Annotated in this window: 24 protein-coding genes; 14 read left to right on the forward strand and 10 right to left on the reverse strand. The window is 62.9% G+C overall.

Annotation, left to right across the window (positions count from 1 at the left end):
• Position 1: 1 nt before the first annotated feature.
• The 9 genes from nuoJ (at position 2) to Q7C33_RS10080 (ending at position 8,357) form a co-directional block, all read left to right on the forward strand.
• Positions 2-502 carry an NADH-quinone oxidoreductase subunit J gene (nuoJ, locus tag Q7C33_RS10040; RefSeq protein ID WP_030141317.1) on the forward strand — a complete coding sequence of 167 codons (501 nt, stop codon included), beginning with the start codon at positions 2-4 and terminating at the stop codon, positions 500-502.
• A 4-nt stretch (positions 503-506) separates the two neighbouring features.
• The gene (gene nuoK / locus Q7C33_RS10045) at positions 507-815 is read left to right on the forward strand and encodes an NADH-quinone oxidoreductase subunit NuoK (protein ID WP_003180046.1); all 309 of its coding nucleotides are present in this window, start codon (positions 507-509) and stop codon (positions 813-815) included.
• A complete protein-coding gene (gene nuoL, locus Q7C33_RS10050) occupies positions 812-2,665 on the forward strand; it encodes an NADH-quinone oxidoreductase subunit L (RefSeq protein WP_198796047.1) in 1,854 nt (617 codons plus the stop codon). The genes nuoK and nuoL overlap by 4 nt, the downstream gene beginning before the upstream one ends.
• A gap of 39 nt (positions 2,666-2,704) precedes the next feature.
• Positions 2,705-4,237, forward strand: coding sequence for an NADH-quinone oxidoreductase subunit M (gene nuoM, locus Q7C33_RS10055; RefSeq protein ID WP_407683331.1), 1,533 nt, complete (start codon positions 2,705-2,707; stop codon positions 4,235-4,237).
• Between the two features lie 7 nt (positions 4,238-4,244).
• The gene (gene nuoN, locus Q7C33_RS10060; RefSeq protein WP_217859904.1) at positions 4,245-5,708 is read left to right on the forward strand and encodes an NADH-quinone oxidoreductase subunit NuoN; all 1,464 of its coding nucleotides are present in this window, start codon (positions 4,245-4,247) and stop codon (positions 5,706-5,708) included.
• Positions 5,709-5,961: 253 nt separating this feature from the next.
• Positions 5,962-6,234: a CopG family ribbon-helix-helix protein gene (locus Q7C33_RS10065; RefSeq protein WP_030141313.1), complete on the forward strand. Its 273-nt coding sequence runs from the start codon at positions 5,962-5,964 to the stop codon at positions 6,232-6,234.
• On the forward strand, positions 6,234-6,509 hold the full coding sequence (locus Q7C33_RS10070; RefSeq protein WP_198796045.1) for a type II toxin-antitoxin system RelE/ParE family toxin: 276 nt from the start codon (positions 6,234-6,236) through the stop codon (positions 6,507-6,509). The genes Q7C33_RS10065 and Q7C33_RS10070 overlap by 1 nt, the downstream gene beginning before the upstream one ends.
• A gap of 63 nt (positions 6,510-6,572) precedes the next feature.
• Positions 6,573-7,682 carry an NAD(P)/FAD-dependent oxidoreductase gene (locus Q7C33_RS10075; protein WP_407683332.1) on the forward strand — a complete coding sequence of 370 codons (1,110 nt, stop codon included), beginning with the start codon at positions 6,573-6,575 and terminating at the stop codon, positions 7,680-7,682.
• A 198-nt stretch (positions 7,683-7,880) separates the two neighbouring features.
• Positions 7,881-8,357, forward strand: coding sequence for a hemerythrin domain-containing protein (locus Q7C33_RS10080; RefSeq protein WP_030141310.1), 477 nt, complete (start codon positions 7,881-7,883; stop codon positions 8,355-8,357).
• A gap of 52 nt (positions 8,358-8,409) precedes the next feature.
• On the opposite strand, the gene Q7C33_RS10085 is transcribed toward Q7C33_RS10080, so the two are convergent.
• The 7 genes from Q7C33_RS10085 to Q7C33_RS10115 all read right to left on the reverse strand — a co-directional run bounded on the left by Q7C33_RS10085 (position 8,410) and on the right by Q7C33_RS10115 (position 15,153).
• Positions 8,410-9,288, reverse strand: a complete 879-nt coding sequence (locus Q7C33_RS10085; protein ID WP_198796043.1) for a LysR family transcriptional regulator — start codon at positions 9,286-9,288, stop codon at positions 8,410-8,412.
• Between the two features lie 247 nt (positions 9,289-9,535).
• A complete protein-coding gene (gene ycaC, locus Q7C33_RS10090; protein ID WP_030141308.1) occupies positions 9,536-10,165 on the reverse strand; it encodes an isochorismate family cysteine hydrolase YcaC in 630 nt (209 codons plus the stop codon).
• 144 nt (positions 10,166-10,309) lie between these two features.
• Positions 10,310-12,148, reverse strand: a complete 1,839-nt coding sequence (locus Q7C33_RS10095; RefSeq protein ID WP_407683461.1) for an amidohydrolase — start codon at positions 12,146-12,148, stop codon at positions 10,310-10,312.
• A gap of 118 nt (positions 12,149-12,266) precedes the next feature.
• Entirely contained in the window at positions 12,267-12,905 is a 639-nt protein-coding gene (locus tag Q7C33_RS10100; protein WP_198796042.1) for an antibiotic biosynthesis monooxygenase, read from the reverse strand.
• Positions 12,898-13,311 carry a DoxX family protein gene (locus Q7C33_RS10105; RefSeq protein ID WP_407683333.1) on the reverse strand — a complete coding sequence of 138 codons (414 nt, stop codon included), beginning with the start codon at positions 13,309-13,311 and terminating at the stop codon, positions 12,898-12,900. The genes Q7C33_RS10100 and Q7C33_RS10105 overlap by 8 nt, the downstream gene beginning before the upstream one ends.
• Entirely contained in the window at positions 13,308-14,261 is a 954-nt protein-coding gene (locus Q7C33_RS10110) for a LysR family transcriptional regulator (protein ID WP_030141304.1), read from the reverse strand. The genes Q7C33_RS10105 and Q7C33_RS10110 overlap by 4 nt, the downstream gene beginning before the upstream one ends.
• Positions 14,262-14,331: 70 nt before the next feature.
• On the reverse strand, positions 14,332-15,153 hold the full coding sequence (locus Q7C33_RS10115; RefSeq protein ID WP_030141303.1) for an alpha/beta fold hydrolase: 822 nt from the start codon (positions 15,151-15,153) through the stop codon (positions 14,332-14,334).
• Between the two features lie 347 nt (positions 15,154-15,500).
• On the opposite strand from Q7C33_RS10115, the gene Q7C33_RS10120 reads away from it, so the two are divergent.
• Positions 15,501-18,311 carry an ATP-binding protein gene (locus Q7C33_RS10120; RefSeq protein WP_407683334.1) on the forward strand — a complete coding sequence of 937 codons (2,811 nt, stop codon included), beginning with the start codon at positions 15,501-15,503 and terminating at the stop codon, positions 18,309-18,311.
• Here Q7C33_RS10120 and Q7C33_RS10125 read toward each other — a convergent pair.
• The gene (locus tag Q7C33_RS10125) at positions 18,258-19,748 is read right to left on the reverse strand and encodes an ATP-binding protein (RefSeq protein ID WP_407683335.1); all 1,491 of its coding nucleotides are present in this window, start codon (positions 19,746-19,748) and stop codon (positions 18,258-18,260) included. The genes Q7C33_RS10120 and Q7C33_RS10125 overlap by 54 nt on opposite strands.
• 185 nt (positions 19,749-19,933) lie before the next feature.
• The gene (locus Q7C33_RS10130) at positions 19,934-20,884 is read right to left on the reverse strand and encodes a GlxA family transcriptional regulator (RefSeq protein ID WP_030141831.1); all 951 of its coding nucleotides are present in this window, start codon (positions 20,882-20,884) and stop codon (positions 19,934-19,936) included.
• Between the two features lie 298 nt (positions 20,885-21,182).
• Here Q7C33_RS10130 and Q7C33_RS10135 point away from each other — a divergent pair, with 298 nt between their 5' ends.
• Complete coding sequence (locus Q7C33_RS10135; RefSeq protein WP_030141832.1) at positions 21,183-21,905, forward strand: pirin family protein; 723 nt, start codon at positions 21,183-21,185, stop codon at positions 21,903-21,905.
• Positions 21,906-22,031: 126 nt separating this feature from the next.
• Here Q7C33_RS10135 and Q7C33_RS10140 read toward each other — a convergent pair whose 3' ends face one another.
• Positions 22,032-22,907: a LysR family transcriptional regulator gene (locus Q7C33_RS10140; RefSeq protein ID WP_258647924.1), complete on the reverse strand. Its 876-nt coding sequence runs from the start codon at positions 22,905-22,907 to the stop codon at positions 22,032-22,034.
• A gap of 110 nt (positions 22,908-23,017) precedes the next feature.
• Between Q7C33_RS10140 and Q7C33_RS10145 the strand changes: the two genes are divergently transcribed.
• The 3 genes from Q7C33_RS10145 to Q7C33_RS10155 all read left to right on the forward strand — a co-directional run bounded on the left by Q7C33_RS10145 (position 23,018) and on the right by Q7C33_RS10155 (position 25,190).
• Positions 23,018-24,220, forward strand: a complete 1,203-nt coding sequence (locus Q7C33_RS10145) for a YbfB/YjiJ family MFS transporter (protein WP_217859911.1) — start codon at positions 23,018-23,020, stop codon at positions 24,218-24,220.
• 139 nt (positions 24,221-24,359) lie between these two features.
• Entirely contained in the window at positions 24,360-24,761 is a 402-nt protein-coding gene (locus Q7C33_RS10150; RefSeq protein ID WP_217859912.1) for a hypothetical protein, read from the forward strand.
• Between the two features lie 222 nt (positions 24,762-24,983).
• Positions 24,984-25,190 carry a hypothetical protein gene (locus Q7C33_RS10155; protein ID WP_030141836.1) on the forward strand — a complete coding sequence of 69 codons (207 nt, stop codon included), beginning with the start codon at positions 24,984-24,986 and terminating at the stop codon, positions 25,188-25,190.
• Positions 25,191-25,193 lie beyond the last annotated feature (3 nt).

Genomic DNA, 25,193 nt, shown 5'->3' on the forward strand with positions numbered 1-25,193 from the left:
GATGGAATTCGCTTTCTATTTCGCATCGGGTATCGCGGTGGTGTCCACGCTTCGTGTGGTCACCAACACCAACCCCGTGCACGCCCTGCTCTACCTGATCATTTCGCTGATCGCCGTGGCCATGACCTTCTTTGCCCTCGGTGCGCCGTTCGCCGGTGCCCTGGAAGTGATCGCCTACGCCGGCGCCATCATGGTGCTGTTCGTCTTCGTGGTGATGATGCTCAACCTCGGTCCGGCGGCGGTCCAGCAGGAACGCTCGTGGCTCAAGCCTGGCATCTGGGCGGGACCGGTGATCCTGTCCGCCCTGCTGCTCGGTGAACTGCTGTATGTGCTGTTCGCCCACCAGAGCGGCCAGGCCATCGGCCACACCACCGTGGGCGCGAAAGCCGTGGGCATCAGCCTGTTCGGTCCGTACCTGCTGGTGGTCGAACTCGCCTCGATGCTGCTGCTTGCCGCAGTCGTCACGGCGTTCCATTTGGGCCGTAACGAGGCGAAGGAGTAATCACATGCCTGCTATCCCTCTCGAACATGGCCTGGCAGTTGCCGGCATCCTGTTCTGTCTCGGTCTGGTCGGCCTGATGGTCCGCCGCAACATTCTGTTCGTGCTGATGAGCCTGGAGGTCATGATGAATGCCTCCGCCCTGGCCTTCATCGTCGCGGGCGCTCGCTGGGCGCAACCGGATGGACAGATCATGTTCATCCTGGTGATCAGCCTGGCAGCCGCCGAGGCCAGTATTGGCCTGGCGATCCTGTTGCAGCTGTATCGCCGCTTCCACACTCTCGATATTGACGCTGCCAGCGAGATGCGCGGATGAACCTTCTTTTCCTGACTTTCATATTCCCCCTCATCGGTTTCCTGCTGCTGTCGTTCTCCCGTGGACGCTGGTCGGAAAACCTTTCGGCGCTGGTTGGCGTGGGTTCCATCGGCCTGTCCGCCATCGTCACGGCCTACGTGATCTGGCAGTTCAACGTCGTCCCGCCGGAAGGTGGCGCGTACGTGCAGGTGCTGTGGCGCTGGATGGCGGTAGAAGGCTTTACGCCGAACTTCGCCCTCTACCTGGACGGCCTGTCGGTGACCATGCTCGGCGTGGTGGTCGGCGTGGGTTTCCTGATCCACCTGTTCGCCTCCTGGTACATGCGCGGTGAAGCCGGTTACTCGCGCTTCTTCGCCTACACCAACCTGTTCATCGCCAGCATGCTGTTCCTGGTGCTCGGCGATAACCTGTTGTTCCTGTACTTCGGCTGGGAAGGCGTGGGCCTGTGCTCGTACCTGTTGATCGGTTTCTACTACAGCAACCGCAACAACGGTAACGCCGCACTCAAGGCCTTCATCGTCACCCGCATCGGCGACGTGTTCATGGCCATCGGCCTGTTCATTCTGTTCCAGCAGTTGGGCACGCTGAACATCCAGGAACTGCTGGTCAAGGCACCCGAGCACTTCAAGGCCGGTGACTTCTGGATCGTCCTGGCGACCCTGATGCTGCTGGGCGGCGCCGTCGGTAAATCCGCGCAACTTCCGCTGCAAACCTGGTTGGCGGACGCGATGGCCGGCCCGACGCCGGTTTCGGCACTGATCCACGCCGCGACCATGGTCACCGCCGGTGTCTACCTGATCGCCCGTACCCACGGCCTGTTCGCCCTGGCGCCGGACATCCTGCACCTGGTCGGTATCGTGGGCGGCGTGACCCTGGTGCTGGCTGGTTTTGCCGCACTGGTGCAGACCGACATCAAGCGCATCCTCGCCTACTCGACCATGAGCCAGATCGGCTATATGTTCCTGGCCCTGGGCGTCGGCGCCTGGGAAGGCGCGATCTTCCACCTGATGACCCACGCCTTCTTCAAGGCCCTGTTGTTCCTCGCCTCCGGTGCGGTGATCGTGGCCTGCCACCACGAGCAGAACATCTTCAAGATGGGCGGCCTGTGGAAGAAACTGCCGCTGGCCTATGCCAGCTTCATCGTTGGCGGCGCGGCCCTGGCGGCCCTGCCACTGGTCACCGCCGGCTTCTACTCCAAGGACGAAATCCTCTGGGAAGCGTTCGCCAGCGGTAACCAGGGTCTGCTTTATGCCGGCCTGGTGGGTGCGTTCATGACCTCGCTGTACACCTTCCGCCTGATCTTCATCGCGTTCCACGGTGAGGCCAAGACTGAAGCCCACGCCGGCCACGGCATTGCCCATTGGCTGCCGCTGTCGGTGCTGATCGTGCTGTCGACCTTCGTCGGCGCCATGATCACCCCACCGCTGGCCGATGTGCTGCCGCAAAGCGTCGGCCATGCCGGCGGCGAAGCCAAGCACAGCCTGGAAATCGCCTCGGGTGCCATCGCCCTGGCGGGTATCCTGCTGGCCGCCCTGCTGTTCCTGGGCAAGCGTCGCTTCGTCACGGCCATCGCCAACAGCGGCATCGGGCGTTTCCTCTCGGCCTGGTGGTTCGCTGCCTGGGGCTTCGATTGGATCTACGACAAACTGTTCGTCAAGCCATACCTTGCGATCAGCCACATTCTGCGCAAAGACCCGCTCGACCAGACCATTGGCCTGATCCCGCGCATGGCCAAGGGCGGCCACACCGCCCTGAGCCGTACCGAGACCGGTCAACTGCGTTGGTATGCGGCTTCCATGGCGGCTGGCGCCGTGCTGGTTATCGGCGCCATCGTGCTGGTAGCGGTCTGATATGAACCTTGCGAACTTGCGAAAGGAAACGAGCCCGTCATGATTCTGCCCTGGCTAATCCTGATCCCCTTCATCGGCGGCCTGCTGTGCTGGATGGCGGAGCGTTCCAGCTCTACCCTCCCGCGCTGGATTGCGCTGCTGACCATGTCCCTGGAACTCGCGCTCGGCCTCTGGCTGTGGGCGACCGGCGACTATTCATTTGCACCGGCCCCTGGCGCCGATCCGACCTGGGCGCTTGAGTTCAAGCACACCTGGATCGCGCGCTTCGGCATCAGCGTGCACCTGGCCCTCGACGGCCTGTCGCTCCTGATGATCCTGCTGACCGGCCTGCTGGGTATCCTCTCGGTGCTCTGCTCCTGGAAAGAGATCCAGCGTCACGTCGGTTTCTTCCACCTGAACCTGATGTGGATCCTGGGCGGTGTCGTCGGCGTGTTCCTGGCGCTGGACCTGTTCATGTTCTTCTTCTTCTGGGAAATGATGCTGGTGCCGATGTACTTCCTCATCGCGCTCTGGGGTCACAGTTCGTCGGACGGCAAGAAGACCCGGATCTACGCGGCGACCAAGTTCTTCATCTTCACCCAGGCTTCCGGCCTGATCATGTTGGTGGCGATCCTTGGCCTGGTCCTGGTGAACTTCAACAACACTGGCGTGATTACCTTCAACTACGCCGACCTGTTGAAAGTGCAGATGTCCAAGACCACCGAGTACGTGCTGATGCTGGGCTTCTTCATCGCCTTCGCGGTGAAGCTGCCGGTGGTGCCGTTCCACTCCTGGCTGCCGGATGCCCATGCCCAGGCACCGACCGCCGGTTCCGTGGACCTGGCCGGTATTCTGCTGAAGACCGCGGCCTACGGCCTGCTGCGCTTTGCCCTGCCGCTGTTCCCCAACGCTTCGGCCGAGTTCGCGCCGATTGCGATGACCCTGGGCCTGATCGGGATTTTCTACGGTGCGTTCCTGGCCTTCGCCCAGACCGACATCAAGCGCCTGATCGCATTCTCCAGCGTTTCGCACATGGGCTTCGTGTTGATCGGGATCTACTCCGGCAGCCAGCTGGCCCTGCAAGGCGCGGTGATCCAGATGCTGGCCCACGGCCTGTCGGCGGCGGCGCTGTTTATCCTCAGTGGCCAGTTGTACGAGCGCCTGCACACCCGTGACATGCGTGAAATGGGCGGCATCTGGTCGCGCATCGCCTACCTGCCGGCCATCAGCCTGTTCTTCGCGGCCGCGTCCCTGGGCCTGCCGGGTACTGGCAACTTCGTCGGCGAGTTCCTGATCCTGATCGGCTCGTTCGTCAGCGCGCCATGGATCACCGCGATTGCCACCTCCGGCCTGGTGTTCGGTTCGGTCTACTCGCTGATCATGATCCACCGCGCCTACTTCGGTCCGGCCAAGTCGGACGAAGTGCTGCGTGGCATGGACGGTCGCGAACTGATCATGGTGCTTGGCCTTGCGGTGCTGCTGGTTTACATCGGTGTCTATCCGCAGCCGTTCCTCGACACTTCCGCCGCCACGATGCATGGCGTGCAGCAGTGGCTCGGCACCGCCTTCTCTCAACTCGCTTCGGCCCGGTAAGAGCGCTATGGAATTCACGATTCAACACTTTATCGCGCTTGCGCCGCTGTTGATCACCAGCGCCACGATCATCGTGGTGATGCTGGCGATCGCCTGGCGCCGCAATCACGCACAAACCTTCCTGCTGTCGGTGGCGGGGCTGAACCTGGCCTTGCTGTCGATTCTGCCGGCCCTGAAAGTCGCGCCTTTGGCGGTCACGCCGCTGATCCAGATCGACAGCTTCGCGTGCCTGTACATGGCGCTGATCCTGGTCGCCACCCTCGCCTGCGTCACCCTCGCCCACGCCTACCTGGGTGATGGCGGTTCGGGTTACCCGGGCAACCGCGAAGAACTGTACCTGCTGATCCTGATGGCCGCCGCCGGTGGCCTGGTCCTGGTCAGCGCGCAGCACCTGGCCAGCCTGTTCATCGGCCTGGAGCTGCTGTCGGTGCCGGTCTACGGCCTGGTGGCCTACGCCTTCTTCAACAAACGCTCGCTGGAAGCCGGCATCAAGTACATGGTGCTGTCGGCGGCCGGTTCCGCGTTCCTGTTGTTCGGCATGGCCCTGCTCTACGCCGAAGCCGGCACCCTGAGCTTCGTCGGCATCGGCCAGGCCCTGGCGGCCACCGGCCTGCCTAGCCCGATCGCACAATTGGGCCTGGGCATGATGCTGATCGGCCTGGCGTTCAAGCTGTCGCTGGTTCCGTTCCACCTCTGGACCCCGGACGTCTACGAAGGCGCCCCGGCGCCCGTGGCGGCGTTCCTCGCCACCGCGTCGAAAGTGGCGGTGTTCGCGGTCATGGTGCGGCTGTTCCAGATCTCGCCAGTGGCGAGCAGCGGCGTGCTGAGCAACGTGCTGACCATCATCGCCATCGCGTCGATCCTGTTCGGTAACCTGCTGGCACTGACCCAGAGCAACCTCAAGCGTCTGCTGGGTTACTCGTCCATCGCCCACTTCGGCTACCTGCTGATCGCCCTGATCGCCAGCAAGGGCCTGGCCGTGGAAGCCATCGGCGTGTACCTGGTCACCTACGTGATCACCAGCCTCGGCGCGTTCGGCGTGATCACCCTGATGTCCTCGCCGTACAACGGCCGCGACGCCGACGCCCTGTACGAATACCGCGGCCTGTTCTGGCGCCGTCCGTACCTGACCGCCGTGCTGACCGTGATGATGCTCTCCCTGGCCGGCATCCCGCTGACCGCCGGTTTCATCGGCAAGTTCTACATCATCGCCACCGGCGTCGAGGCTCACCAATGGTGGCTGGTCGGCTCCCTGGTGCTGGGCAGTGCCATCGGCGTGTTCTACTACCTGCGCGTGATGGTCACCCTGTACCTGATGGAACCGAACCTGCGTCGCCACGATGCCGAGTTGCACTGGGAACAGAAGGCAGGCGGCGTGATGCTGCTGGCCATCGCCATCCTGGCGTTCTTCCTCGGTGTGTATCCGCAGCCGTTGCTGACCTTGGTTCAGCAGGCTGGGTTGACCGGCTGATTGCCTGAGCGTCATCGGTAACAAAAATGCCCGTATCGTGAGATGCGGGCATTTTTTTTGGCTGCTCTATCACAAGGCGTGATAGCCGGCCGGCCTTGGCTCAGCCAGACTCAGGCGATTGATACTGACACCTTATTCAATATGATTTATTTTGCTGCTCATAGCTTCAAAATTAATCACCTATACTCAGCCTTCGAGAGTGACTGCTTCAGAAGACTGGCTCCTACTGTCGATTGCCAAGGAGAAATCCACCATGACTACCACTGCGAAGACCCGATCGGTCACGGCTCATGTCCCGGTCCACCTGGCCGAGAAAGTCGACCTGATGGCCGAGCGACTCGAGCGCTCCAGGAATTGGATCGTCAAACAGGCGTTATCTGCCTGGATCGACCAGGAGGAGGAGCGAAGCCGGCTGACCCATGAAGCGTTGGCGGACGTGGACGCTGGCCGAGTAATTGACCATCAGGCTGTCCAGGCTTGGGCCGACAGTCTCAGCACCGACGCCCCGTTACCGGTACCGCGCTGATGGAGTTGAAGTGGACCAGCAAGGCGCTTTCCGACATTGCTCGACTTTATGAGTTTCTGGCTTCGGTAAATCAACCCGCCGCCGCGCGGACCGTGCAACAACTCACGGCAGCGCCCAGCTCTCTGCTGGTTAACCCGCGAATTGGTGAACGCCTGGAAGAGTTCGAACCTCGAGACGTACGCAGAATTCAGGTCGGCCATTACGAAATGCGCTATGAAATAGTCGGTTCTACCCTTTACCTGCTACGCCTTTGGCACACCCGTGAGGATCGATGACTTGGGCTTGACCAACCAGACCACCGTCGCGCAGAAGCTGTTTTGATTTTGGAGGCCGCTGCGTTGAGCGTCGATATCGAGTGCGTAGTGGTCGGCGCAGGCACCGTCGGCCTGGCCGTGGCGCGGGAGATGGCACAGGCCGGGCATGAAGTGCTGGTGATCGAAGCAGGCGATGCCATCGGCACGGGCATCAGTGCGCGCAATTCCGAAGTGATCCATGCCGGGCTTTATTACCCGCCCGGCAGTCTCAAGGCGCAGTTGTGCGTCGAAGGCCGGCGACGGCTATATGAGTACTGCGACAGCCACGGCGTCGAGACTCGCCGGCTCGGTAAATTGATCGTGGCCAAGGATCAGGCACAGTTGGCGGTGCTTGAAATGCTGCTGGCCCGCGGCCTGCTCAACGGCGTCGACGACCTGCGCCTGCTCGATCAGGAACAAGCACAGGCACTGGAGCCGGAGCTGTCCTGTGTCGGCGCGTTGTACTCGCCCTCCACCGGAATCGTTGACGTCCATGCCTTGATGCTGGCGCTGCAGGGCGATGCCGAGGCGGCCGGCGCCAACGTGGTGTTTCGCACGCCCTTGCTGGAGGCCCGGGTTATCGACGAGGGCTTCAGCCTGGTGTTGGGCGGCACGGCGCAGATGACATTGTCCTGCCGGCAATTGATCAACGCCGCCGGCCTCCAGGCCCCTGCCCTCGCCCGCCGGATCGAAGGCCTCGACCGGCATTGGGTGCCTGATGAATACCTGTGCAAGGGCAACTACTTCCAACTGTCCGGGCGGGCGCCGTTCCGCCATCTGGTCTACCCCGCGCCGGAAGCGGCCGGCCTGGGCATTCACATGACCCTCGACCTGGCCGGCCAGGCGCGCTTCGGTCCTGACACCGAATGGGTCGATACGGAAGATTACCGAGTGGATCCGGCTCGAGCCGAAGCCTTTTACCAGGCCATTCGAAATTACTGGCCAGGCCTGCCCGATCAGAGCCTGCAACCGGCCTACAGCGGGATCCGCCCGAAAATTTCCGCACCGGGGGAACCGGCTCGGGACTTTCTGATCAGCGCTGCCGCCGAGCATGGAATACCGGGTCTGATCAACCTGTTCGGCATCGAATCGCCCGGACTGACATCTTGCCTGGCGCTGGCGGAACGGGTTCGGCAACAGATCGACAACACCTGACCCGGCAGCGCAAAGTGCAAGGCGTTTTAACCGCCGCTCATGCAGCCTGCACGATGACAAAACTCGACTCCGTCATAACTAACTGTTTTTAAAGAGAATTTAAAAGCGACTCGGCTGGCACGAGGGATGCACCTTTCCTGTCACGTGGCGTCGGCGCTCGAAGCCGGCCCGCATCCGTGAATGACCGAGGAGCAGCACATGAACGCCATCGACCTGTTGAAAGCCGACCATGAACGCGTCAAAGCCATCCTCACTCAGCTGAGTGAATCCACTGATCGCGCCGTCAAGAAACGCACCGAGCTGCTGGCGAAGCTGGAAATGGAAGTGACCATCCATACCCGCCTGGAAGAAGAAATCCTTTATCCGGCCTTCAAGCAGGAAGGCGGCAAGGAAGAAGCCGAGATGTACTACGAAGCCAAGGAAGAGCACCGTACCGTCGACTCGCTGGTGCTGCCCGACCTGAAAACCACCGATCCTTCCCAGCCGGAATTCGCAGGCCGGGTGAAGGTGGTCAAGGAGCTGCTGGAGCACCACATCGAGGAAGAAGAAAAGGAAATGTTCCCGAAAGCCAAGAAGGTGCTGGGCAAGGCCAAGCTGGACGCCTTGGGCGAACAGATGGAAACCATGAAGGCGCAGTACAAGAAAGAACTGAGCAGCGCCAACCTCGCCGCTTGATCGAAGGCCGCGAACGCTTCAGCCACTCATCAGGATTGAAGCGTTCCGGCCTTTATTGCATCCGCTCGCGCAGGAACTCCACCAGCGCCTGCACCGGGCGCGAAGCCTGGCGATGTTGCGGGTAGACCGCCGACAGCGCCAATGGCTCGGTTTCAAAGCCCTCCAGCAGCTTGACCAACCGCCCGTCCTTCAACGCCTCACCAAGGATGAAGGTCGGCAGGTAGGTGATCCCCATACCGGCGATCGCCGCATCCCTGAGCAGGTCGCCGTTATTGGCCCGCATCCGCCCCGCCACTTCCAGGACCAGCGGTTTGCCATTTCCCTCGAAACGCCACTGCACCTGACGGCTGTGTCCATAGGGCAGGCAGTCGTGATTGCGCAGGTCTTCAGGTCGTGCGGGCGTGCCGTTCTCCGCGAGATAGGCCGGGCTGGCGCAGTACACCCGTTCGATGCTCGCGATGCGCCGGGCGATCAGGGTTGAATCCTCCAGCACGCCGATCCTCAGCGCCAGGTCGTAGCCCTCGCCCAGCAGGTCCACCGAGCGATCGCTCAGGTCCACCTCGACGCTAACGTCCCGGTAGCGCTGCAAGAACTGCGGCAGCAGGCAGCCCAGGTGCGCCACGGCGAACGACAACGGCGCGCTGAGTCGAATGGTCCCGCGCGGCTCGCTGGTCTGGCCGCTGATGCCCTGCTCCACTTGCTCGACTTCACTGAGCAGGCGCAACGCCGCCTCGTAGTAGCGCTGGCCGAGCGGCGTCACGTCCAGCCGTCGCGTCGAGCGGTTGAGCAGGCGCACGCCCAGCCGTTGCTCCAGTTCCATGAGCTTGCGGCTGACGAATTGCTTGGACAGTCCAAGCTTGTCCGCCGCCGCCGTGAAACTGCCCGACTCCATGACCTGGGCAAATATGCGCATTTCTTCGAAGGGGTTCATTGTCATTCCGTGGGTGGGACTTAGAAACATCCAAGCCAAATACAAAACCTGTGGCGAGGGGATTTATCCCCGCTGGGCTGCGTAGCAGACCCAATAACTAACCATGTGAACATTCTGACACACCGAGTAAGCCTATTTTGGGGCTGCTGCGCAGCCCAGCGGGGATAAATCCCCTCGCCACAAGGGTGCTTCGGCAGACAAAAAGATGCCCGCACATTGGCGGGCACCTGTTCAGCCAGGACGCTGCTTACTTGGCCGTCAGCGCCGAGTAGCTGTTCATCAGGTTGCGGTAGTTCGGAATGCGCTGGGACAGCAGGTTGCCCAGGCCTTCGATGTCGTTGCGCCAGTCGCGGTGCAGCTCACAGGCCACCGAGAACCAGTTCATCATCTGCGCGCCCGCAGCAGTCATGCGCACCCAGGCGGCTTGCTGCACGGTTTCGTTGAAGGTACCCGAGGCGTCGGTCACGACGAATACGTCGAAACCTTCCGCCAGGGCCGACAGGGTCGGGAATGCCACGCAGACATCAGTCACCACGCCAGCGATGATCAGTTGCTTGCGGCCAGTGGCCTTGATCGCCTTGACGAAGTCTTCGTTGTCCCAGGCGTTGATCTGGCCTGGACGTGGAATGTACGGCGCGTCCGGGAACATTTCCTTGAGCTCCGGCACGATCGGGCCGTTAGGGCCTTGTTCGAAGCTGGTGGTCAGGATGGTTGGCAGGCCGAAGAATTTAGCCAGGTCAGCCAACGCCAATACGTTGTTCTTGAACTCGTTGGGCGAGAAATCCTGGACCAGGGAAATCAGGCCAGTCTGGTGATCGACCAGCAGGACCACCGCGTCGTCTTTGTTCAGGCGGTTGTAGGCGGGAACGTTGCTCATGGGATGACTCCTTTGGGATGGATGTTACAGCCCCCATGTGGGAGCGGGCTTGCTCGCGAAGGCGTCGTCACATCCAACAACCTTGCAAGCTGACACACCGCTTTCGCGAGCAAGCCCGCTCCCACAGGGGAATATGTTTGTCAGTCAAAAGGCAAAGCAGGAACAGCCAAACGCGCCCCAGAAACCCTGGAAGTCGCTGACCGGGACGTTCGACAAGCGCGCCCGTTCGTGGCTGTGGGAGTGCACCGTGCACGGACCGCTGCACTGGTGGACCTGGGCCTGCAACGGTGAGGTCGGACGCCAATGGCCCGGGACCTTGACCACCGGCGACCAGTCCGGCAGCACCGGGACGCTGGCCGGGCCGAGTTTTTCGAAGTCGCCGGCGGCGTAGACCACCTTGCCGTCGACCACGGTCAATACCGACTCGATCCACTTGATGGCTTCTTCCTCGACGCTGAAGAAATCCGCGCTCAGGGCCGCCAGGTCCGCCAGTTGGCCGACCTTGATCTGGCCTTTCTTGCCCTGCTCGGACGAGAACCAGGCGCTGCCATGGGTGAACAGTTCCAGGGCGGTCAGGCGCGGCAGGCCTTCTTCGTGCAACGACAGGCCGCCAACGGTACGACCGCTGACCATCCAGTACAGCGAGGTCCACGGGTTGTAGCTGGAGACGCGAGTGGCGTCGGTGCCGGCGCCCACCGGCACGCCTTCGGCGAGCATGCGCTTGATCGGTGGCGTGGCTTCGGCCGCCTTTGCGCCGTAGCGATCGACGAAATATTCGCCCTGGAAGGCCATGCGGTCCTGGATCGCGATACCGCCGCCCAGTGCTCGCACGCGTTCGATGTTCTTCGGCGTAATGGTCTCGGCGTGGTCGAAGAACCACGGCAGGCCGTTGAATGGAATGTCGCGGTTGACCTTCTCGAACACGTCGAGCATGCGGCTGATGGATTCGTCATAGGTCGCGTGCAGGCGGAATGGCCAGCGCTGTTCCACCAGATGACGAACCACCGGTTCCAGGTCCTGCTCCATGCCTGGCGGCAGGTCCGGACGCGGTTCGAGGAAGTCTTCGAAGTCCGCTGCGGAGAACACGAGCATCTCGCCGGCGCCGTTGTGCCGCAGGAAGTCATCACCCTGGTGCAGCTTGACGCTGCCGGTCCAGTTCTTGAAATCGGTGAGTTCTTCCTTGGGCTTCTGGGTGAACAGGTTGTAGGCGATGCGCACCGTCATCTGTTGCTCGCGGGCCAATTGCTCGATCACCGCGTAGTCGTCCGGATAGTTCTGGTAGCCGCCGCCGGCGTCGATGGCGCTGGTCAGGCCCAGGCGATTGAGCTCGCGCATGAACTGGCGGGTGGAGTTGACCTGGTATTCCAGCGGCAGCTTCGGTCCCTTCGCCAAGGTCGAGTAAAGAATCATCGCGTTGGGCCGCGCCACCAGCATGCCGGTCGGATTCCCGTTGGCATCGCGAACAATCTCGCCACCGGGCGGGTTCGGCGTGTCGCGGGTGTAGCCGGCGACACGCAACGCGGCGCGGTTGAGCAAGGCGCGGTCGTACAGGTGCAACACGAACACCGGGGTATCGGGCGCGGCCTGGTTGAGTTCTTCCAGGGTCGGCATGCGCTTTTCGGCGAACTGGAATTCGTTCCAGCCGCCCACGACGCGTACCCATTGTGGCGTCGGCGTGCGGTCGGCCTGGTCCTTGAGCATGCGCAAGGCATCGGCCAAGGACGGCACGCCTTCCCAGCGCAGTTCCAGGTTGTAGTTCAAGCCGCCACGGATCAGGTGCAGGTGCGAGTCGTTGAGCCCGGGAATGACGGTGCGGCCCTTGAGGTCGATGACCTGGGTGCCGCCGCCACGCAAGGCCATGGCCTCGGCGTCGGTGCCCACGGCGACGAAGCGCCCCTGGCTGATGGCAACCGCGCTGGCGCGAGGCTTCTCGCGGTCGACGGTGTGGAATTGGCCATTGAACAGAATCAGATCGGCGTTCATCGGGTTTCCTTGTGAATGGGAAGAAGCAAGGGACAGGCGCGGCCAGAAAGCCGCGGCGGCGCTGAGCAACGATCCGGCGGCGAGCAGTTGGCGGCGCAGCGGATCGGTTGGATCGTCGTTATTGGCCATGGCCGGGCTCCAGGTGTTCGTGGGCCTTGGACGCTTCCAACCATGGCGCGAACAGGCGGGTCGCCAGCGGCATGCACACGTACACCACCGAAAGCACGATGGTCACGGTGATCAGGAACGTGGCGACCACGTAGTTGGACAGGAACGCGTTGAGTTGCAGCAGCGGGCCCCAGAGCAAGGGCACCAGCAGCGTGTGCGGCAGGATGACGAATAGCGTCACCACCGATTGTTTCCAGCGCGGTGGCGGCGTAGCGGCATCGGCCAGCGGGGCGAACCAGAATTCCTTGTGGGAGGCGACTTCAGTCTGGTCGCCGTCGGCCAGCAGCGGCGTGGCCTCATTCACCAATTCGCGGCGCTCGGACGAGTCCAGCCAGCGCTGCATGGCCTCGGTGGAACAGAAACGCAGCACGCAGGTAAACAACGACAATCCGCCCTGCTTGCCCCGGACCACATCCACGCCCAGATGCCCCGGCCACTGGCCGGCAACGCTGACGATGCGCCGCAACCAGGCTTCATAGGCGCCGTCCTGGCCGGCCTTGATCCGGTGCTTGACCACCAGCGTGACGATTTCGTCGGAACCGGGCATGGCCGGTTTCGCGGTGGATTCGAGGGTTGGGGATTCAGACATGGCGAAGCACTCCATCAAAACGTGTGTTCATCGCCAGGCGGCCGGGGCCGGCAATGAATACGCTGGTAAATATGATCAGCAGTAACCAGCCGAACTGCCCTTCTTCCAGGCTCCACTGCGGATGCACCACCAGCAGCGCCACGGCCAGCAGGAACAGGATCGGCAGGCACGCCAGGCGCACCAGCACGCCGGCCATGATCAGCAACGGACACAGCACCTCGGCGAAAATCGCCAGGATCAGCGTGGGTGCCGCGCCGAGGTGGAACGGGTCTTCGATGCGGGTCAGTTCGGTGCTGTAGTTCAACAATTTGGGCAAGCCATGCACCCACAGCAGGAACAACGCGCCGCTCAGGCGCAGGAACAGCAGGCCCAGGTCCTGCATGCGGCGTTCATCAGTGGTATTCATCGGTGGGCTCCGGCCGGGTCCGTCGAGACGGCCGCGGCGGCAGGCAACGGTTGGGACATGTGGGTGGCGATGCGCGAACGCAGCCAGCGCTCGGCGGGGTCGTTGTCATGCACGCCGCTCCAGACCATCGACAACTCGGCGGCATTGATTTCGAACGGCGGGTCTTCGGCGCGTAGCGCACAGCCTTCCACCAGCGCACAGGCGGCGTAGTCGGGAACGGTGGCGATCAGCTCGGTGCCGGCCAGCAAGGCCCGCAGGCCGCTGAATTGCGGTACCGCCAGCACGACCTTGCGCGCCCGGCCGATGCGGGCCAGGTCCAGGTCGATGTTGCCGCTCAGGTCGCCCGAAAACGAGACCATGGCGTGGGGCCGCGAACAGTACTCGTCCAGGGTCAACGGCCCGGGACGGTTGTCGCCGCGCAAGACCTTGCAGGGAATGTCCCGCAGTTTCTTGCGCTTGGCATTGGCTGGCAAGTCGGTGGTGTAGCTGACGCCGACGCTGATCTCGCCGCTGGCCAGCAGCGACGACATCAGCAGGAAATTGGCCCGGCGCACCACGACGATGATGCCCGGCGCTTCTTCGCGCAGTTGACTCAGCAGTGGCGGAAACAGGCCGAACTCGGCATCGTCCGACAGACCGACGCGGAACACGTCGCAACTGGTGGACGGGTCGAATGCCTTGGCCCGGCTGACCGCGCTGGAAATGGTGTCCATGGCCGGCTGCAGTTCCTGCAGGATCGCCAGGGCCCGCGGCGTGGGTTCCATGCCTCGGCCGTGGCGGATCAGCAGCGGGTCGTCGAACAGATCCCGCAGCCGCCCGAGCGCCGCGCTCACCGCCGGCTGGCCCATGAACAGCTTTTCGGCGACGCGGGTCAGGTTCTTCTCGAACATCAATGCCTCGAAGATCACCAGGAGGTTCATGTCGAGACGGCGTAAATCGTTGCGGTTCATGGGTGTCGTTCCTGTTCAATACCGAACCTGTGGGAGCGAGCTTGCTCGCTCCCACAGGTTTGCGCCCTGATCAGCCTCGGATGAACGCCAACAGGTCAGCGTTCAGTTGGTCCTTGTGGGTGTCGGTCAGGCCGTGGGGCGCGCCTGGGTAAACCAGCAGCTGCGAGTTCTTGAGCAACTTGGCCGCCGCGATGCCGGCGGTTTCGATCGGCACCACCTGGTCGTCATCGCCATGGACCACCAGGGTCGGCACGTCGATGTTGCGCAGGTCTTCGGAAAGGTCGGTCTCCGAGAACGCCTTGATGCAGTCGTAAGTGTTCTTGTGGCCGGCAAGCATGCCTTGCATCCAGAACCAGTCGATCATGCCTTGGGAAACTTTGGCGCCCGGACGGTTGGCACCGAAAAACGCGCTGGCCACGTCCTTGTATAGCTGAGAACGGTCGGCCAGGGAGGCTTGGCGGAAGCCGTCGAAGACTTCGATGGGCAGGCCGCCAGGGTTGGCCGGGGTCCTGAGCATCAACGGGGTGACGGCCGAGATCAGGCCGAGCTTGGCGACGCGGGCGGCGCCATGACGACCGATGTAGCGCGCCACTTCGCCACCGCCGGTGGAGAAACCGAGCAACACCGCGTCCTTGAGGTCCAGGCGCTCGATCAGTTCGGCCAGGTCATCGGCGTAAGTGTTCATGTCATTGCCATCCCACGGCTGGCTGGAACGCCCGTGGCCACGGCGGTCGTGGGCAATCACCCGGTAGCCGTTGGATGCGAGGAACATCATCTGCGCCTCCCAACTGTCGGAGTTCAATGGCCAGCCGTGGCTGAAGACCACCGGTTGGCCAGTGCCCCAGTCCTTGTAGTAGATCTCTGTGCCGTCGCGGGTGATGAACGTGCTCATGACATGACTCCTTGAGGTGGGTGGATCGCTCAATGGTCCGGCCAGGGGAGATATTTGCGTGAGTTAAACGTTGTTAATTTTTTCGGAACTGACGTGCTTTTGTGGCGAGGGAGCTTGCTCCCGCTGGGCTGCGCAGCGGCCCCGGGATTGTCGCCTCGGTGTGCCGGATTGATTGGGAAACGAGGGTTTTTGGGGCCGCTTCGCGGCCCAGCGGGAGCAAGCTCCCTCGCCACGGGTTTGGCGTTGCGCAGGGACATGGCAACACCACCCGCCGTTGCGCTTGACATAAAACCTGAGGAATATAGTCGGGTACAGCCCATCTCCATGGACAGAACCATGAGCACGCCATGAGCCAATACCTCAGCCTGCCCGTCGAAAAGACGGTGCATTTCGGCCCCTATCGGGTCCATCCGCGCCAGCGCCTGGTGTTGGAGGGCGGGCAGCCGTTGCGCCTCGGGCGGCGGGCGGTGGAGATTCTGCTGGTACTGCTCGAACACGCTGGCCAGGTGGTGAGCAAGCAGCAATTGATCGCCCGTGTCTGGCCCAAAAGCGTGGTGGAAGACACCAACCTGCGGGTTCACGTGGCAGCCCTGCGCAAGGCCTTGGGCGACGGACAGGCTGGCCAGCGCTACATCGTCACCGTGGCGCAGCGTGGCTACAGCTTTGTCGCGCCGGTCACCAGCGAACCGCCCGAGCAACTGGCCCGTATCCCCCACCCTTCCCTGGCAGGCAACCTGCCGCCGCGCCGCACCCGCGTGATCGGACGCCAGGGCCTGGTGGAAAGCCTGGTCGCCCAGTTGCCGCGAAAACGCTTCATCACCCTGGTCGGCAGTGGCGGCATCGGCAAGACCACCGTTGCCTTGCGCGTCGCCGAGCGGCTGATCGGACATTACCGTGATGGCATCTATCTGCTGGACCTGGGCTCGCTCAACGACCCGGCCATGATCGCGCCGAACCTCTGCGCCCTGCTGGAGCTGTCGCCGCAAGACGGCGCACCGCTTGAAACGATCCTCAGACCGCTCAAGGATCGCCATTTCCTGCTGGTGATCGACACCTGCGAGCATTTGATCGACGCCGTCGCCCTGCTCTGCGAGACCTTGCTGCGCGGCGCTCCTCATCTGCACATCCTGGCCACCAGCCGCGAGGGCTTGCGCGCCGAGGGCGAGCATGTGCAGCGCCTCGAGTCCCTGGCGCTGCCGCCCCGGGGAATGGCCATCGAAGGCTATCCGGCCCTGGAATACCCGGCACTGCAACTGTTTGCCGAGCGGGCGATGGCCAGCCAGGACGACTTCGAGCTGACCGACCATCAGATCCCGCTGGTCATCGACATCTGCCAGCGGCTGGATGGCATTCCCCTGGCCATCGAGCTGGCGGCCGCACAGGTGGGACGCTTCGGGCTCGAAGAGCTGCGCCGCCAATTGCAGGACAGCGTCGCCCTGCTCGTCCACGACAATCACGCCAGCGCACCGCGCCAGCAAACACTGCGGGCCACGCTGGATTGGAGCTTCGCGCTGCTCACCGCCTGCGAGCAGACTTGCCTGCGACGGTTGGCGGTGTTCATGGGCAACTTCAACCTGGCATCGGCGGCAGCGGTCATCGTCGGCCAGCATGTGGCGCCCGAACAGGTGCTGGTGTCGATCAGTCAACTGGTCGCCAAATCGCTGCTCAACGTCGAGATCGGTGACGAAGAGGTCCGCTATTGCCTGCTGGATACCACCCGCAGCTACGCCTTGGAGAAATTGATCGCGGCAGGCGAACTCGCCGCCAGCCAGGCGCGCCACGCCGAGCGCTGCCTGACCCTCATGGAGCAGGCTGAAAAAGATTGGGAACAGACCCCGACGCGGCTGTGGATCGCGCGCTACGCGACCTACCGCGACGACATTCGCGCGGCGCTGGACCGAGGGCTGGGCCCGCACGGTTCCCACAGCGTGGCGATCCGCTTGACGGCGCGCACCCTGCCCCTCTGGCAGGAGTTGTCACTCCTCAAGGAGCACGGTCTTTACGTCAACAAGGCCCGGGAACTGCTGCAAGGCAGCGCCTCGCCATGCCCAAGGTTGACCCTCGCCCTGGAACTGGCCCACGCCAGTCTCAACTACCACACCGAAGGCGGCACGCCCGCCACCGTCGCGGCGTTCGCCACGGCTCGGCGCCTCGCCCGACAGTATCAAGACCTGGCCGGTGAACTGCGGGCCCTGTCCGGCCACATGACGGTCAACCTCAGTTGCGGGCGCTATCAACAGGCGTTGGAACATTGCCAGGAGTTCGACCGGCTGGGCCTGCCGGGCGATCCGGTCATGTCCTTGAGTGCCCAGCGCCTGCGAGTACTGGCGTTGCATTTCATCGGCGACCAGGGTGCGGCGCGGCACGATGCCGAGCAGGTCATCCAGCGCCTGGCCCAGAACGGTCACTTGAGTCGCTTCACTCACGGTTTCGGCGTGCAATACGAACAGAGCGTGGCGGCGCTGACGATCCTGGCGCGGATCCTCTGGCTCCAGGGCTTCCCCGAGAAAGCCCGGCGCACCGCCAACCTCGCCCTGCAGATTGCCCTGCAAATCAACCACGGCCTGTCGATCTGCTACACCCTGGCGGTGAGTGGTTGCGTGATCGCCCAGTACACCGGGGATTACTCCACCGCCCGGGAACGGCTCGATATGCTGAAACACCAGGCCCGGAAACACTCGGTGATGCTGTTCCATGACTGGGCCTGCCACTTCGAGCGCGCGTTCGACGGCGGGCCCCTCGAGGCGTGCCCGTCCCCTACCAGTCTTATCCAGGACATGGTCGTGACTGTCCGGCCGGATACCGTCAGCCCGACCCAGATCGAACGTGCCCACAGTGGCGCGGCGGGCTGGTGCTCGGCGGAGATCCTGCGTGCCGCCGCCGAAGCCTTGCTGGCACAGGGCGGTGCGGGTGCCGAAGCGAATGCCGAAGCCCATCTGCTGGCCGCGCTGGCCGTGGCACGACGCCAAGGCGCGCGCGCCTGGGAGCTGCGCGGTGCCATCTCCCTGGCCCGCCTGTGGCAGCGGCAAGGTCAGGACGAGGCCGCGCACGACCTGCTCGGGCCGGTCTATCGAGGCTTTGCGGAAGGGTTCGACACCCCCGATCTAACGGAAGCCGGCGTGCTGCTCCAGGCGCTGGCTCGTCGGCTCGGGTCGTGAATGGCGCAGCTGCCACGCGTTCTGGAGCACGTAGCGGCGCCGCAGCAGATGCCACTGGCCATTACGCCGCAATTTTTCCAGGGCATAGCTGCGGGTGGTGTTCAGCAGATAGAACCGAGTCCCTTCGGCCCGTTGTTCGACCATCACCAGCGATTGCCTCACCAGCCGTGACAGCAGCCAGGGCAACCGCTCCATGCCCAGGTCAGTGCAACTGATGACGGCCATCGCGGCTTTCAGGGAAAACGCCTGTTCAAACACCGCCAGTCTCTGGAACACCGTTTGTTCATCGCGACTCAAGCGCTCGAAGCTCCAGTCCAGCGCTGCCTCCAGGCTGCCGTGACGCGCCACGGCCGTGCGACGCCCGTGGCTGAGCACCGACAGACCGCCGTCCAATTGTTCCAGAACGCCAGCAACCCCCAGGACATCGACTTGGGCCGCCGCCAATTCCAACGCCAGCGGTACGCCATCCAGGCGCCGGCAAATCTGCGCGAGGAGCACCAGGTCACGCTCCCCCGGCGTGAAGCCTTGCTGTCGGGCGCCGACGCGATCCATCAGCAACTGCACCGCCGGGCACGCCAGCACCTGGTGATCCGGGTCGCGGGGCGACGCCACCGTCAGGCCGGGCAGTTGCAGGACATTTTCTTGCGCCAGATCGAGGATTTCACGGCTGCTGAACAACAGCGACACACCGGGGGCCGACGCACCCAGCATCAGGGCCAATTCCCGACAGGCCCCGAGCAAGTGTTCAACACCGTCGAGCACCAGCAACACCCGGCAGGATTGCAGTCGCTGCTCCAACGGTCCGTCTTCCAAACCGAGGGCATGGCAGATCCGCGGCGCAATCAGGCTCGGGTCGTTGATGTCGGACAAGTCAATGAACCAGGCGCCTTGGTCGAAATGCTCCAGCAGCAGCTCTGCTGCCCGCAGGACCACAGTGGTCTTGCCGACGCCGCCCGAGCCGGTGACGGTGGTCAGGGGCTGGCGCGGGACTTCGACAAGCAACCGCCCCAGCACTTTGTCGCGTCCGATCACCGGGCTCAGGCGCGCGGGTAGATTGTGCCGCTCGCCCTGTTCGGCATCGGGCCCGTCGGCACTCGGCTCGACAACCAGCGGCGCGGCAAAGCAGTAGCCCTGGTGGGGGTGATTGAGGATGTAGCGTTTGCCATCCCGTCCGTCGCCGAACGTTCGCCGCAGCGCCGCGATATGCACCCGCAGGTTGATCTCCTCCACCACGCTGTCAGGCCAGACGTGAGCGATGAGCGTTTGTTTGCTGACGAAGCTGCCGGCGTGCGCCACCAGCAGTTGCAGAATATCCAGGGCGCGACCGCCCAACGCCAGGGGTTGGCCGTCGCGGGTGACCAGTCGCTGCTGTCGGTGAAAGACAAACGGACCGAAGCCCACCGTCTGTTCGGTGCCAGGTTTGACGAAGCTGTTCATTGAGCGATCCTGCGCCAGATAACCGGTCCGGGCGTGGCGTTGCGAATCATCGCAAGCGTCTGCCCTGGCTCTTTGCGCATCCTTTCCAGAGGGTTCGCCCTTATCTTGGCAGCCACCCGCCAGAGAACAATGCTGGCACAGGACGCATCACGGACATCACGGTGCCCTGGACGGACACCGACGGCTCAACTGAACTGTTGACGGTACTGGACTGGGGTCAGGCCGAGCTTTTCGCTGAACAGCAAGCGCATGTGGCGGACGCTGCCGAACCCGCTGCGAAAGGCCACGGTCTTGAGGGGCAAGTCGGTGGACTCCAGCAACTGTCGCGCCCGGTCGATGCGCGCGCCCTGGAGGAATTCCATGGGGGTCATCTTCACTTCCCGGACGAAGAGCCGGGCGAAGTGCCTGGAACTCATGGCCGCCAACGCCGCCATGCGCTCGATGGTGAACGGCTCTTCCAGATGCTCCATCACGTAATGCTGCACGCGGGTGACCGCCGACTCCTGGGTCGCCACCGCCGCCACCAGCGGACTGAACTGCGCCTGCCCGCCTTGGCGTTTCATCACCACCAGAAGCACCTTGGCGATATCCAGCGCGACCTTCCGTCCATGATCCTGGGCGACGATAGACAACGCCATGTCGATACCGGCCGTGACACCGCCGGAGGTGATCAAGCGCCGATCCTGCAAATAGATTTTGTCGGTCTCGACCAGCGCCTTGGGGAAACGCTGGATCAAGCGTTCGGTGTAATGCCAATGGGTGGTGACGCGGTGTTCGTCGAGCAACCCCGCCTCGCCCAGCACGAAGGCACCGGTGCAGATAGAGCCGTAGCGCGTGGCCCGTTGCGCCGACGCCCGCAGCCAGGCATGCAAGCCAGGATGCCTATCGTTATAGGCACCAGGACCGCCCGGCACGAGCAAGACGTCATAGGCGGCCCACGCCTGGTCGATGTGGAAATCGGCCTGGACCGTCACCCCGTTGGACGCCCGCAATGGGCCCCGCTCGGTGCCCAGGGTCAGCAGCTGATAGTGCTGATCGGGCGCAAGAAAACGATTGGCGATGGAAAACACTTCGAGCGGCCCGGCCATGTCGAGCAGCAGGAAATCAGGAAACAGCACCATTGCAACGGTTTTCATGGGAGAGACGCCAAGATCGAGAAGAACATGCCGGACCTTGTGGGAGCGAGCTTGCTCGCGATAGCGTCCCTCCAGTGGCATCCATGCACCTGACACGTCGCTATCGCGAGCAAGCTCGCTCCCACAAGGATCATCGGCTGGCATTATGACGAAGCCAAGCGCCCGCTGCGAGATTGTCCACTCAGAACGGACAGTATTTCGCCATTGAGCCGCTTATTGAACAGGCCGATTACCATTAATCTTCTTCTGAACCCGGCGAACGGCCACGGCCACCGCCCACTGAACCAGGAGAATTCTCATGCTGACCCTTCGCAAAGCTTCTGATCGCGGCATCGCTCGTCACGGCTGGCTGACCTCGTTCCACACCTTTTCCTTTGCCAGCTACCGCGACCTCAACCAACAAGGTTTTTCCGACCTGCTGGTCATCAACGATGACCGGGTTGCCGCCGCCAAAGGTTTTGGCCAGCACCCGCACCGGGACATGGAGATCTTTTCCTATGTGCTCGAAGGCGCGCTGGAACACAAGGACACCTTGGGCACCGGATCGGTCATTCGCCCGGGCGACGTGCAGTTGATGAGCGCCGGCAGTGGCGTGGCCCACAGTGAGTTCAACCACAGTGCCGACGAGCCGGTGCACTTCCTGCAAATCTGGATCGTGCCCAACGTGGTCGGCGCCACGCCGCGCTACCAGCAGGAGCACTTCAGCCCCGAACAGAAACGCGGTCGCCTGCAACTGATCATTTCTCCGGACGGCGCCGAGGGATCGCTTCACGTTCGCCAGGACGCACGGGTGTATGCCGGGCTGTTCGACGGCCAGGAAAGCGCCACGCTGACGTTGGCCGCCGATCGCTACGCCTATGTCCACGTGGCCCGGGGCAGTGTCGAACTCAATGGCGTGCGGTTGCAGGAAGGCGATGGCGTGCGGGTGCGCCAGGAACAGGCGCTGACATTGGGCAATGGCCAGGATGCCGAGGTACTGGTGTTTGACCTGCGGCCACAGGAACTGCCGCAGATGCCATGAGACCGGTGCCTTGTGCAACCTGTGGGAGCGGGCTTGCTCGCGAAAGCGGAGGGTCAGTCAACATTGAGGTTGACTGGACTGACGTCTTCGCGAGCAAGCCCGCTCCCACATTTCTCTTATCCGCTGTTATTCGTTTTCCTGGGCAAACGCCCCGACGATCTCATCGATCACCGCCCGCACCCGCGCCGTGTGGCGTAGGTCCGCGTGCGTCACCAACCAGACCTCGTACGGCAGCGGTCGCGTGCGTTCCGGCCACAGGCGCACCAAGCCATCGCGCTCGCCCATGTACACCGGGATTTCCCCGACACCGATACCCGCCGCAATCGACCGGCGCACCAGCAGGCTTGAACTCAGGCTGGCAACGATCCGCCCCCGACTGACCGGCTCGGCGACCAGGGTGAAATCCTTCTGGCCCTGCAAGTACGGTTGGTAGACCACCAAGTCATGGCCCTCGAATGCGCTGCCAGGCGTCGGCTCTCCATGGGCATCGACATAATCCCGCGAAGCAAAAAGTCCCACCGGCCAGCGGGCGATCCGCCGGGCGATCAGGTCGGGATTGTCTGGTCGGGTGTTGCGCACGGCGATGTCCGCTTCGCGCTTGACCAGGCTGATGATCTGCGTGGAGGCGTCCAGTTGCACGCGCACATCGGGGTGCCGTTGATGCAGGCGGGCAATGGCCGGGATCAGGAAATCGATCGCCAGCGAATCGGTCGTGGCCACGCGCACGTTGCCGATCAAGCGATCGTCCAGGCCCTGGATCCGTCGCTCCAGCTCCAGCGCCGATTGCTCCATTTTTTCCACGGACTTGAGCGCGGCTTCGCCCATTGCCGTCAAGGCATAACCGTCGGAGGTACGCAGGAACAGCGCCGCGCTCAGGGATTTCTCCAGCGCCACGATACGTCGTCCGACAGTGGCCTGGTCCACCCCCAATACCCGTGCGGCGCCACGCAAGGTCGACTCTCGACAGACCGCCAGGAACACCCGTGCGTCATCCCAATTCATCCGTCCTCCGGTGATGCATAACTGCATCGCTGTGCCGCGTAATCGCTGCATAAACGCAACAACGATAGCCGATATGCTGGGCGCCATAAACCTCTCACGGGATCGCCATCATGCGTACATCATCCGCAGCGCTCGATTCACCTCCAAGCGGCATCTGGCTGCCAATATTCGCCGGTCTTTGCGCCAGCCTCGTCGGTATCGGCTTGGCGCGATTCGCCTATACCCCCTTGATTCCTTCGCTGATCGAGGCGCATTGGTTCAGCGCAGGCGACGTGGTCTACCTCGGCGCGGCCAACCTCGTGGGCTACCTGATCGGCGCCCTGCTCGGTCGGCCCATGGCTCGGCGGCTGACCCATAAAAATGCCCTGCGGTTGATGATGCTGGCAGTGACCGCTGCGTTTTTCGCCTGCGCCTTTCCACTGTCGGTGACGTGGTATTTCGCCTGGCGGCTGCTGTCGGGGATCGCCGGTGGCGCGATCATGGTGCTGGTGGCGGCGACCGTGCTGCCCCATGTGCCCGCCGCGCGCAGAGGGTTGGCCAGCGGCGCGATTTTCCTCGGGATCGGGCTGGGTATCGCGGGCTCCGGGACGATCGTGCCGCCCTTGTTGAGCCTGGGCCTTGAGGCCACCTGGCTGGGGCTCGGCGTGCTGTCGCTGGTGCTGACCGGGCTGAGCTGGTTCGGTTGGCCGCAGGATCTGCCCCACGTGGCCGCCGCGAAACACAGCACCCCGGAGGACACCACGCCCCGAGCCGTCTATCTGTTATTCGCCCAATACGCTTTCATGGCGGCCGGGTTGGTGCCAGCGATGGTGTTCCTGGTGGATTACGTGACCCGCGGCCTCAAGGCCGGTGCTCATGTCGGTGCGCTGGTGTGGGTGATGTACGGCGTCGGCGCGATTATCGGGCCCGTGAGCTATGGCTTTCTCGCGGATCATCTGGGCGCGCGCCGAAGCATTCGCCTGGTGCTCGTCGTGCAGGCCGTTGCCCTGGGTTTACTGGCAATCTCGCAGACATTCCTGGCGCTGGCGTTGCTGGCGGTGCTGATCGGTTCGTTTCCGCCGGGTATCGTGCCGCTGGCCCTGGCGCGGGTGCATGAACTGGTGCCAAACCATCACCGCCAACAGGTGGCCTGGAGCCGTGCAACGGTGTCATTCGCCACGTTCCAGGCGGTGGCCGGTTTCGCCTATTCCGCGCTGTTCAACGCCAGTGGAGGGCACCATGCGTTGCTCTTCCTGATTTCCGCTGGCGCGATTGTCATTGCCTTTTTGTTCGACTACATTCCTCGCATTGCGGTGTCTGACACAAAAGCTTAAAGTTCCGCAAATTCGTCGGAGTCCGACCAGCGGTCAGCATTGCCATCATATTGCAATGTTGACTCGCTCCGACAAGCCAAGCAAAATGATTTCACTTGGCCACCACCCTCTGTCGTAGGTCCTTTCACGGAAGAAAAGAATGAAAAGGGTTATTTCTCTGGTCGCTGTCCTCGCGGCTTGCCCAGCGACAGCAGACGTACAGCAGATCCAGTACAACTACGATGATTCGAATGCCGAGTACGCCATCGTCTCGTTCGTCGAAACGGGTTCGGCTGTGCAGGCAACCGTTAGAAGAACCGGTGCCTATTTCACCAATTACACCAGGCTCGAACTTGATTGCGCCAACCGCAATGTCCGTCACATGGGCATGTACAACAGCGTCGAAGGTGTTGAAAAAGCCGAGTTCGACCAGATGCAAGGCCGGATCATAGACGGTTCGATCGCCGACGAAGTGGGAAAGGTGCTGTGCAAGGGCACGACCTTGACCGCCTCGCAGACAGAAGAATTGCCGACCGAAGATTTATTGGACGACAAGAGCTGAATCTAATCGCTTGCCTTCAGCGCTACCATTCGTAGCCGCGAAGGCAATTGCAGAACGAGTTCCTGAAGCTCTCGGACATTGGATGTCCCGCAGTTGATAAGCAAGGCCTTGCGGCTCGCCACTCGCTGCTCGAAGACTTCTTTTATTTCTGCCCAGACAGAAAAAAAGCCAACCTGACCGATCGCTTGAACACCCGCCTTGATCGGCGGGCGGGGAATCCTGATGCACGCTAGAAAGATATTCGAACTGCTGATGTCGTCGCTGGGCTACGTCTTGATCTCACTGCTTTGGTTCGTCTACGCCGTCCCGGGGATGATCGAACTGGATTCCGACTTTTCCCTCATAGCCGCCGCTTTTGGCTCCATCGTCTGGCTGTGTGCCACGGGCTGCATCGTCCTGTACGTCGTCCAGCGGATGCGCACGGCCTGATAG

Source organism: Pseudomonas sp. BP11-1-1 (assembly GCF_052112105.1).
GTDB lineage: Bacteria > Pseudomonadota > Gammaproteobacteria > Pseudomonadales > Pseudomonadaceae > Aquipseudomonas > Aquipseudomonas alvandae.